Annotated in this window: 8 protein-coding genes; 1 reads left to right on the top strand and 7 read right to left on the bottom strand. The window is 59.2% G+C overall.

The genetic code is table 11. The annotated features are described in order from the left end of the window. The first annotated feature begins 320 nt into the window (after positions 1 to 320). Positions 321 to 1,547, top strand: coding sequence for an alanine racemase (alr, locus tag BN1127_RS09345; protein ID WP_005326819.1), 1,227 nt, complete (start codon positions 321 to 323; stop codon positions 1,545 to 1,547). A gap of 53 nt (positions 1,548 to 1,600) precedes the next feature. On the opposite strand, the gene BN1127_RS09340 is transcribed toward alr, so the two are convergent. From BN1127_RS09340 to BN1127_RS09310, 7 genes are all read right to left on the bottom strand, one after another. After that, complete coding sequence (locus tag BN1127_RS09340) at positions 1,601 to 2,560, bottom strand: TerC family protein (protein ID WP_042649234.1); 960 nt, start codon at positions 2,558 to 2,560, stop codon at positions 1,601 to 1,603. Between the two features lie 294 nt (positions 2,561 to 2,854). Further along, a complete protein-coding gene (gene oppF / locus BN1127_RS09335; protein WP_042649233.1) occupies positions 2,855 to 3,850 on the bottom strand; it encodes a murein tripeptide/oligopeptide ABC transporter ATP binding protein OppF in 996 nt (331 codons plus the stop codon). Further along, positions 3,850 to 4,830, bottom strand: coding sequence for an ABC transporter ATP-binding protein (oppD, locus tag BN1127_RS09330; protein ID WP_042649232.1), 981 nt, complete (start codon positions 4,828 to 4,830; stop codon positions 3,850 to 3,852). Before oppD ends, oppF begins: the two co-directional genes overlap by 1 nt. Before the next feature lie 94 nt (positions 4,831 to 4,924). Next, a complete protein-coding gene (oppC, locus tag BN1127_RS09325) occupies positions 4,925 to 5,836 on the bottom strand; it encodes an oligopeptide ABC transporter permease OppC (RefSeq protein ID WP_005326827.1) in 912 nt (303 codons plus the stop codon). Positions 5,837 to 5,850: 14 nt separating this feature from the next. Continuing rightward, positions 5,851 to 6,771, bottom strand: coding sequence for an oligopeptide ABC transporter permease OppB (gene oppB, locus BN1127_RS09320; RefSeq protein WP_042649231.1), 921 nt, complete (start codon positions 6,769 to 6,771; stop codon positions 5,851 to 5,853). A 96-nt stretch (positions 6,772 to 6,867) separates the two neighbouring features. Then, positions 6,868 to 8,487, bottom strand: a complete 1,620-nt coding sequence (locus BN1127_RS09315; protein ID WP_025326561.1) for an ABC transporter substrate-binding protein — start codon at positions 8,485 to 8,487, stop codon at positions 6,868 to 6,870. 280 nt (positions 8,488 to 8,767) lie between these two features. Continuing rightward, positions 8,768 to 9,403, bottom strand: a complete 636-nt coding sequence (locus tag BN1127_RS09310; protein ID WP_041205423.1) for a YchE family NAAT transporter — start codon at positions 9,401 to 9,403, stop codon at positions 8,768 to 8,770. Positions 9,404 to 9,917 lie beyond the last annotated feature (514 nt).

The raw sequence follows: 9,917 nt of genomic DNA, 5'->3' as shown, positions 1-9,917 counted from the left end.
CCCCAGCACGGCCCCCACCAGCAGCAACATCGTGGCCAACACCAGCAGGAGCCCGGTCCCCCGCGCCTCCCCCCGCCCCAGCCACATGGCGAGGGCGAGCACGACAAACAATAACAAGGGTGGGATACGCAGCTCGAAACGCATATTTTCTTCCTGCAACAAGTGCCACAAATGACGCCATTGAGATACACTCGCAGCGTCGGTATCTGGGTAAAAATTTAAACATATCATTAGCATAGCAACATGCTGACCCAGCCATGCCACTGCTTGCGTCTGACGCGAGCCCATCCTCAACAGAAACAATAAAAAGGAACCATCCCATGCACAAGAAAACCCTGCTCGCGACCCTGGTCTTCGGGTTGCTCGCCGGCCAGGCCGTCGCCGCCCCCTATCTGCCGCTGGCCAGTGACACCCGCAACGGCCAGGAGCAGACCGCCGCCAACGCCTGGCTGGAAGTGGATTTGACCGCCTTCGAGCACAACATCCAGACCCTCAAGGATCGTCTCGGCGACAAGGGCCCGCAGATCTGCGCCATCATGAAGGCGGACGCCTACGGCCACGGCATCGATCTGCTGGTGCCCTCCGTGGTCAAGGCGGGCATTCCCTGCATCGGCATCGCCAGCAATGAAGAGGCCCGCGTGGCCCGCGAGAAGGGCTTCGAGGGCCGCCTGATGCGGGTCCGTGCCGCCACCCCGGTCGAGGTAGAGCAGGCGCTGCCCTACAAGCTGGAAGAGCTGGTAGGCAGCCTGGAGAGCGCCAAGGGGATCGCCGACATCGCACAGCGCCATAACACCAACGTGTCGGTGCACATCGGCCTGAACTCCGCCGGCATGAGCCGTAACGGCATCGACCTGCGCCAGAATGACGCCAAGGCCGATGCCCTGGCCATGCTGAAACTCAAGGGGATCACCCCGGTCGGCATCATGACCCACTTCCCGGTGGAGGAGAAAGAGGACGTCAAGCTGGGGCTGGCCCAGTTCAAGCTGGACTACCAGTGGCTGATCGACGCCGGCAAGCTGGATCGCAGCAAGCTCACCATCCACGCCGCCAACTCCTTCGCCACCCTGGAAGTGCCGGAAGCCTACTTTGACATGGTACGCCCGGGCGGCATCATCTACGGTGACACCATCCCCTCCTACACCGAGTACAAGAAGGTGATGGCGTTCAAGACCCAGGTCGCCTCCGTCAACCACTACCCGGCGGGCAACACCGTCGGTTATGACCGCACCTTCACCCTCAAGCGCGACTCCCTGCTCGCCAACCTGCCGATGGGTTACTCCGACGGCTACCGCCGCGCCATGAGCAACAAGGCCTATGTGCTGATCCATGGCCAGAAGGCCCCTGTGGTGGGCAAGACCTCCATGAACACCACCATGGTGGACGTGACCGACATCAAGGGGATCAAACCCGGTGACGAGGTGGTGCTGTTCGGCCGTCAGGGGGATGCCGAAGTGAAGCAGTCTGATCTGGAAGAGTACAACGGCGCTCTGCTGGCGGACATGTACACCGTCTGGGGCTACACCAACCCCAAGAAGATCAAGCGCTAAGCAAATCGCTGACATGAAAAAGGGCTCCCTAAGGAGCCCTTTTTTGCGGGTGCTTACCCCCTCTTCTGGTCAGTCACCTTCTTGCGGGTCACCCAGAGGCTGAGCCCCATGGAGGCCAGCAGGATCAACGCAACCACGCCGAGCGCGATGCCGGTCGGGATCTTGAAGATATCCAGCAGCAGCATCTTGACTCCGATGAACATCAGGATCAGCGCCAGACCGTATTTCAGCAGGGCGAAGCGCTCGGCGACGCCGGCCAGCAGGAAGTACATGGCGCGCAGGCCCATGATGGCGAAGATGTTGGAGGTCAGCACGATGAAGGGATCCGTGGTCACCGCGAAGATGGCCGGGATGCTGTCCACCGCGAAGATGAGATCGCTCACCTCCACCAGCACCAGGATGAGCAGCAGCGGGGTGGCATAGCGCACACCGTCACGCCAGACGAAGAACTTCTCCCCCTCGAGCGTCTCCGTCACCTTGAAGCGGCGACGCATCCAGCCCAGCAGCGGGTTGTTGGCGAGATCCGGCTCCTTGTCTGCGGCCCACAGCATCTTGACCCCGGTCAGCAGCAGGAAGGCGCCAAACAGGTAGAGGATCCAGTGGAACTGCTCGATGAGCCAGCTGCCCGCGAACACCATGCCGGCACGCATGACGATGGCTCCCAGCACTCCATAGAGCAGCACCCGGCGCTGCAGCTCGGCCGGAATGGCAAAGTAGCCAAACAGCATCAGCCAGACGAAGACGTTGTCCACCGCCAGCGCCTTCTCGATGAGGTAACCGGTGAGGAATTCCAGCCCTTTCTGGTTGGCGATCTCACGGCCTGCACTGTGATCCAGCCAGAGCCAGATGGCCAGGTTGAACAGCAGGGCCACGCTGACCCAGATGAGGGACCAGATCCCCGCCTCTTTCAGAGACACCTTGTGCGCCTTGCCGCCACCGACAAAGCGGATGTCAATCCACAACATGACCAGCACTATGCTGAAGAAACCGGTCCACATCCACCATTCACCCATTTTTCACTTCTCCCAAAACGACAAAACCCACGACCGAGAGGCGTGGGTTTGCGTTTGGAGCAGATACACCTTGCCTCTCGGCAAGGTCTCACTTACAGCTGATCTTCATCAACTGCCCGGCTGCCGGGTGCACTGCAGGATATGGGTGCACCGTAATGACGACAAACCGGCGAGAAGTTACTCCCCTTGTGCGGCGGATAGTAACAGCCTCCAAAGGTGGCGCCAAGGGGCATCTTATCTGCCCCTGCAAAAAATCGGGGCGCCACCTGGGCGCCCCGAATACGGCTCTCTGGTTCAGAGCGGGTCCACCTTGAGGCAGGAAACCGCATGATCGAAGTTTCCTTCCAGCATGGGGCGGGTCTTGGCGCACTCGGGGCCCGCCACCGGACAGCGGGTGCGGAACACGCAGCCGGACGGCGGGTTCATGGGCGACGGCAGGTCCCCCTCCAGGATCTGGATCACCTTGCTGCGTTCCAGATCCGGATCCGGAATGGGCACAGCCGACATCAGCGCCTTGGTGTAGGGATGCAGAGGATTGGCGAAGATCTCCTGACGGGTGCCCAGTTCCACCGCGTTGCCCAGATACATCACCAGCACCCGGTCAGAGATGTGTTTGACCACGGACAGGTCGTGGGCGATGAAGATGAGGGAGAGCCCCATCTCCTTTTGCAGGGACTTGAGCAGGTTGACCACCTGGGCCTGGATGGAGACATCCAGCGCCGAGACAGGCTCGTCACAGATGATCATCTTGGGTTCCAGGATCAGCGCCCGGGCGATGCCGATGCGCTGGCACTGGCCGCCGGAGAACTCATGGGGGTAGCGGTTCACCAGGTTGGGCAAAAGCCCCACCTTGGTCATCATGGCCCGCACCTTCTCCTTCACCTGCTCCCTGGAGAGAGTGGGGTAGAAGGTGATGAGCGGCTCGGCAATGATGTCCCCTATGGTCATGCGTGGATTCAGAGAGGCCAGCGGGTCCTGGAAGATCATCTGGATCTCCTTGCGCTTCTCCCGCAGCGCCCCCTGCTCGAGCTTGGTCAGATCCTGGCCCAGCCACACCACCTTGCCGTCGGTGGCCGGCACCAGGCCGATCAACGCGCGAGCGAAGGTGGACTTGCCGCAACCGGACTCCCCCACCACACCCAGGGTCTCCCCTTCGTAGAGGCGCAGGGTGACGCCATCCACCGCCTTCAGGGCGGAGGGCTTGGCCCAGGGCCAGGCCTTGTCACTCTTGATGCTGAAGTGAACCTTGAGGTCAGACACTTCCAGCAGCAGTTTCTTGTCAGTACCCATCAGTTCACCCCCTTGATCATGGCATCCGAAACCCAGTGGCAGGCCCTTGTCCGTCCGTCGCCGAAGGGGGTCAGGACTGGTGATTGCTGGCCGCAAATCTCGTGCGCCCGGTGGCAACGCTCCTGGAAGGGGCAGCCGGTGGGCAGACGCAGCAGGTTGGGGGGATTGCCCGGGATGGTGGGCAGCACCTCCCCTTCGGTATCGAGACGGGGAATGGCGCGCAGCAACCCTTCGGTATAGGGGTGGCTCGGGTGATAGAAGATATCGTTCACCCGGCCATACTCCATGGTGCGACCGGCGTACATCACCAGCACCTTGTCACAGATGCCCGCAACGACCCCCAGGTCGTGGGTGATCATGACGATGGCGGTGTTGAACTCCCGCTTGAGCTCGTTCATCAGGGTCATGATCTGGGCCTGCACCGTCACGTCGAGCGCCGTGGTCGGCTCGTCGGCGATGAGCAGTTGCGGCCGGCACAGGAGTGCCATGGCGATCATCACCCGCTGGCGCATGCCACCGGAGAACTCGTGGGGGTACATGTTCATCCGCTTGCGCGACTCGGGGATCTTCACCGCGTCCAGCATGCGCACCGACTCCTCGAACGCAGCCGCCTTGCTCACCCCCTTGTGCAGCATCAGCACTTCCATCAGCTGATCCTTCACCTTCATATAGGGGTTCAGGGAGGTCATGGGGTCCTGGAAGATCATGGCGATCTTCTCGGAACGGATCCTGTTGAGCTTGTGCTCCGGCAGGTTCAGGATCTCGTCCCCCTGAAACTTGGCCGAGCCGGTAATGATGCCGTTCTTGGCGAGCAGCCCCATGATGGCAAAGGCAGTCTGAGACTTGCCTGAGCCTGACTCACCGACGATCCCCAGGGTCTCGCCGGCAGAGAGGGAGAAGTTGAGGTCGTTGACCGCCACCACATTGCCGTCCGGGGTCTTGAACTCGACCCGCAGATCTTTCACATCCAGTAACTTCATATCAAAACTCCTTATCGATCTCTCGTGATGCTTTCCTGCCCATCCGGCTGACGCCGCGCGTCCAGCGGATGGGTCTTATGGCGCCGTTGGCGTCTTATCGATCCTTTGGATCGAGGGCATCACGCAGACCATCCCCGAGGAAGTTGAAGCAGAACAGGGTCACCACCATGAAACCGGCGGGGAACAGGAGTTGCCAGATGGCCACTTCCATCGACTTGGAGCCTTCATCCAGCAGGGCACCCCAGCTGGTCATGGGTTCTTGTACCCCAAGTCCCAGGAAGCTCAGGAAGGATTCGAACATGATCATGCCCGGCACCAGCAGGGTGGCGTAGACGGCCACTATGCCCAGCACGTTCGGCACGATATGACGGGTGATGATCTTCCACTTGGAGACGCCGCAGACGTGGGCCGCCTCGATGAACTCCTTGCTCTTGAGGCTCAGGGTCTGGCCTCGCACGATCCGCGCCATGTCGAGCCAGCTCACCGCGCCGATGGCGAGGAAGATGAGGGCCAGGTTGCGACCGAAGAAGGTCACCAGCATGATGACGAAGAACATGAAGGGGAAGGCGTTGAGGATCTCCAGTACCCGCATCATCAGGCTGTCGACGCGACCGCCGATGAAGCCGGAAGCGGCGCCATACAGGGTGCCGATGATGACGGCCACCACGGCCCCCATGATGCCGACCATGAGCGAGATGCGACCACCGAGCAGGGTGCGCACGAACAGATCGCGCCCCAGGCTGTCGGTGCCGAACCAGTGCCCCGTCTCCATGTCAGGAGCGGCCTGCATGGCCCCCCAGTCCGGATCATCGAAGGTGTATTGGGACAGGTGCGGCCCGACGATCACCGCCAGACCGATGATGGTCAGGATGATGAGGCTGGTCAGCGCCGCCTTGTTACGCAGGAAACGGCGACGGGCATCCTTCCACAGGGAGCGTCCCTCCACCACTTCCACTTTCTGGGCGAATGCCTCGATGGCTTCGCGTTTTTCAGTTGTGACAACCATGATGTACTCCCGGCTTAGTAACGGATCTTGGGATCGATGACGGCATAGAGAATATCGACCACGGCGTTAAAGGTGATGGTGAGGGCGCCGACCAGTATGGTCAGGCCGAGCACCATGGAGTAATCACGGTTGAGGGCACCGTTGACGAACAGCTGACCTATGCCAGGCAGACCGAAAATGGTCTCGATCACCACGGAGCCCGTGATGATGCCGACGAAGGCCGGGCCCAGATAGGAGACCACCGGCAGCATGGCCGGACGCAGCGCGTGTTTCAGGATGATGTGGCGCAGCGGCAACCCCTTGGCGCGGGCGGTACGGATGAAGTTGGAGTTCATGGTCTCGATCATGCTGCCACGCATGATGCGGGAGATGGCGGAGATGTAATACATCATCATGCCGAACACCGGCAGCACCATGAACTGCACCCCGCCTCCCTGCCAGCCTCCCGCCGGGAACCAGCCCAGATAGATACTGAAGAAGAGCACCAGCAAGGGTGCCAGCACGAAGCCCGGGATCACCACCCCGGCCATGGCCGACGACATCAGCAGATAGTCGATGAGGGTGTTCTGTTTCAAGGCCGCAATGGTGCCGAACGTAACTCCCAGCGTGACCGCCAGCAGGAAGGCGACCGAGCCAATCTTGGCGGAGACCGGCAGCGCCTGACTCACCAGATCATTGACGGTGAAGTCCTTGTACTTGAAGGAGGGCCCCAGATCGCCCTGGACCAGATTGCCCAGATAGGTGAGGTATTGCACGCCGATGGGCTTGTCCAGGCCATATTTGGCCTCGATGTTGGCCAACACTTCCGGCGGCAGGGCGCGTTCGCTGGTGAAGGGGTTACCCGGCGCGAAGCGCATCATGAAGAAGGAGACGGTGATCAAGACCAGCAGAGTCGGGATCGCTTCCAATAGACGTTTAAGGATGAATTTCAACATAGACATTTCCTGTCCTGTACTGCTTCCAAAGGGTCGCGGTTGTAATAAAGGCCCGCCGTCCGGCGGGCCTGCTTGTTATGCGACTTGTTGCTTTACTCAGTGAGCAATGATGTACATGTCTTTGCTGTAGAGGTTGTCCAGCGGGTTGGCCGGGTAGCCGCCCACATAGGGCTTGACCATGCGCGAGGTCACGTACTGGTAGATGGGGGCGATCGGCATGTCCTTGGCCAGGATATCTTCGGCCTGGACATAGAGCTTGTTGCGCGCATCTGCGTCCACCTGGTTACGCGACTCGCTCATCAGCTTGTCAAAGGCGGTGTTGGAGTACTTGCCGTCGTTGTTGCCGTGAGTGGTCTGCATCAGATCCAGCATGGAGGAGGCTTCGTTGTAATCCGCAATCCAGCCGGCACGGCCTACGTCGAAGTTGCCCTGCTTCTTGGTTTCCAGGTAGGTCTTCCACTCCTGGTTCACCAGGCTCACCTGCACACCCAGCTTCTTCCACATGGAGGCGACGGCCACGGCTACCTTCTTGTGGTTGTCGTCGGTGTTGTAGAGCAGCTCGAACTTGAGCGGCTTGCCGGGGCCGTAACCGGCTTCGGTCAGCAACTCTTTCGCCTTGGCGTCGCGCTCGGCCTGGGTCAGCTTGGACCAGGCCGGGGCCACCGGCTTGAAGCCGTCGACGAAATCAGGCACCAGGGTGTAGCCCGGGGTTTCGCCCTTGCCCATCACCTTGTCGGCAATCACGTTGCGATCGATGGCGTAGGAGAGCGCAGTACGCACCCGCACGTCGTCAAACGGCTTGTGCTTGAAGTTGTACTGGTAGTAGTAGGTGCCCACATAACCGCTCACCTGCACCTCGTTCGGGTGCTCCTTCTTCATCTGCTTGAAGCGCTCGATCGGCATGTTGTAGGTGAGATCGACTTCACCGGCCAGGTAGCGGTTCAGCTCGGCGTTGGTGGACTGGATTGGCAGATAGGTCACCTTCTCGATCACCGTCTTGGCATTGTTCCAGTAGCTGGGGTTGCGTTCGACGTCGACGCGCTCGTTGACCACCCAATCCTTCAGCACATAGGCGCCGTTGGAAACCATGTTGCCGGGCTGGGTCCACTTGTCACCAAACTTCTCGACCACTTTCTTGGGCACCGGATAGGTGGTGGTATGAGAGAGCATGCTGACGAAGTAAGGCACCGCCTTCTCCAGCTGCACTTCGAAGGTGTAATCGTCGCTGGCTTTCACCCCCAGGGTGTCGGCCGGTTTCTTGCCACCGATGATGTCGGTCGCATTCGTGATGGTCGGGATCTCCATGTACCAGGAGTAAGGAGAAGCCGTCTTGGGATCCACGGCCCGCTGGAAGGCGAAGACGAAGTCATGTGCGGTGACCGGATCCCCATTGGACCACTTGGCATCTTTGCGCAGGTGGAACACGAAGTGTTTGTTGTCCTTGGTTTCCCAGGACTCGGCGACGCCGGGCAGGGTTTCACCCTTGGGACCTGAGGTGACGAGACCCTCGAACAGGTCGCGCAGAATATTGGATTCAACCGTTCCTTCGGTCTTGTGCGGATCCAGGGTGGCGGGCTCGGAGCCATTGCCTTTCACCAGGGTTTGCTCGGGAGCGAGCTTGGTGCCGGCGGGGACGTCGGCGGCGTGTGCCAGGGTGGCGCCACCAAAGAGTGCAGTCAATAAAAGGGTATTAATAATTGTTTTTCTATGAGTCATTTCCATACTCCAACAAGAACATTCCATGCATTTGTCCATTCACGAGATAAAAATCCCGCTGCCCGCATAATTCCCTGACAATTCTTATAATGCAATAGATATCATCAGGTGGGGACGGCTTTGGCGGTCAAAAAAACAGCTTTAAACCATTTATTCAGCATTTAAATATCGCGCAATGGGTGTTTTTCATACAAAGCCGCCCGATTCTAGGAAATGATTAACAAAAAAGAAACAATAAAAAGCCGGTCACGAGGACCGGCTCCGACAAAACAGACCTGAATCACATCAATCCGGGAAAGACTCCCTTGATCCCTGCCACCATGATCTCGATGCCAAGGGACATCATGATGAGACCCATGATCCGGGTCACCACGTTGATGCCGGTATTGCCCATCAGCTTGAACAGCAGGGGGGCAGCACGGAAGATGAGCCAGGAGCAGTAGGCAAAGGCCACCACGACCAGGAACATGCCCAGCAGCTGGGGCAAAGTCTTCTGGCTGGCATAGACGATGGAGGACGAGATGGCACCGGGGCCGGCCATCAGGGGCAGAGCCAGGGGCACCACAGCGATGGATTCGCGCGCGGCCAGTTCACCCTTCTCCTGCTTGTTGTGCTTCACCTCCCCCAGCTTGCCCTGCAACATGGACCAGGCGATCAGGGTAATGAGCGAGCCACCGGCAATGCGGAACGACGCGAGCGAGATGCCGAAACCATCGAGGATCAGCTGCCCCATGCACATGGAGACCATAAGGATGACCATCACGGCAATGTGGGCCGTGGTGTTGGTCTTCCTGCGCTCATCCGGTTGCATGTGGCCCGTCAGGCTCACAAAGACCGGCAACAGACCCAGCGGGTTGATGATCGCAAACAGGCCGACGAAAAATTTCAGGTATAAAGAGAAGTCAATTGCTGCCATAAGCGCCATCCAGAACCAATTCGGGCCACCGAGGGCCATCCCCGTCAAACTGCGCGTAAATTTACACCATGCTATTTCCCTTCTCCAATCAAATAATCTCACCCTTTCCGGGGCTTTTCAGTTAGTTCCTCTAATGAATCGACAAAAATCAACACATCGAGTTGTTAATGGCAATGATATCAAGTTAACATTTCAGCAAAGTATGCTGGCGTTTTATGTCGCCACATCCACTCATCACAAGATTTCCATGCAATAAAGAGCCATTTTCATGGATTGATCCTGACGATCCCAGGCGATAACCCGCATTCACCACCACTGCTCGTCTCCACGTTGACACGCGATCTTGATCTTCATGGTGACCTTTCTCGCCGCCCCTGATCCGCATCCGCACTGTACGCGAACAGGGATCGCCCCCGCTGTTTGCCGCACAACCATCAGATATCTCGCCCCCGAGCCTGTCACCGGATGAAAGCAACCACCATTTTTCCAACAGAAATGAAACGTCTGCGCCCAT

The sequence above is a fragment of the Aeromonas media genome (assembly GCF_000819985.1).
Classification (GTDB): Bacteria; Pseudomonadota; Gammaproteobacteria; order Enterobacterales; family Aeromonadaceae; genus Aeromonas; species Aeromonas media.
Note: the sequence above shows the minus strand (reverse complement) of the source record. Positions and strands in the feature narration are given on the sequence as shown.

Excerpts from the sequence above, each read along its gene's own strand:
- alr (WP_005326819.1), top strand. The coding sequence starts at position 321 with ATGCACAAGAAAACCCTGCTCGCGACCCTGGTCTTCGGGTTGCTCGCC.
- BN1127_RS09340 (WP_042649234.1), bottom strand. The coding sequence starts at position 2,560 with ATGGGTGAATGGTGGATGTGGACCGGTTTCTTCAGCATAGTGCTGGTC.
- oppF (WP_042649233.1), bottom strand. The coding sequence starts at position 3,850 with ATGGGTACTGACAAGAAACTGCTGCTGGAAGTGTCTGACCTCAAGGTT.
- oppD (WP_042649232.1), bottom strand. The coding sequence starts at position 4,830 with ATGAAGTTACTGGATGTGAAAGATCTGCGGGTCGAGTTCAAGACCCCG.
- oppC (WP_005326827.1), bottom strand. The coding sequence starts at position 5,836 with ATGGTTGTCACAACTGAAAAACGCGAAGCCATCGAGGCATTCGCCCAG.
- oppB (WP_042649231.1), bottom strand. The coding sequence starts at position 6,771 with ATGTTGAAATTCATCCTTAAACGTCTATTGGAAGCGATCCCGACTCTG.
- BN1127_RS09315 (WP_025326561.1), bottom strand. The coding sequence starts at position 8,487 with ATGACTCATAGAAAAACAATTATTAATACCCTTTTATTGACTGCACTC.
- BN1127_RS09310 (WP_041205423.1), bottom strand. The coding sequence starts at position 9,403 with ATGGCAGCAATTGACTTCTCTTTATACCTGAAATTTTTCGTCGGCCTG.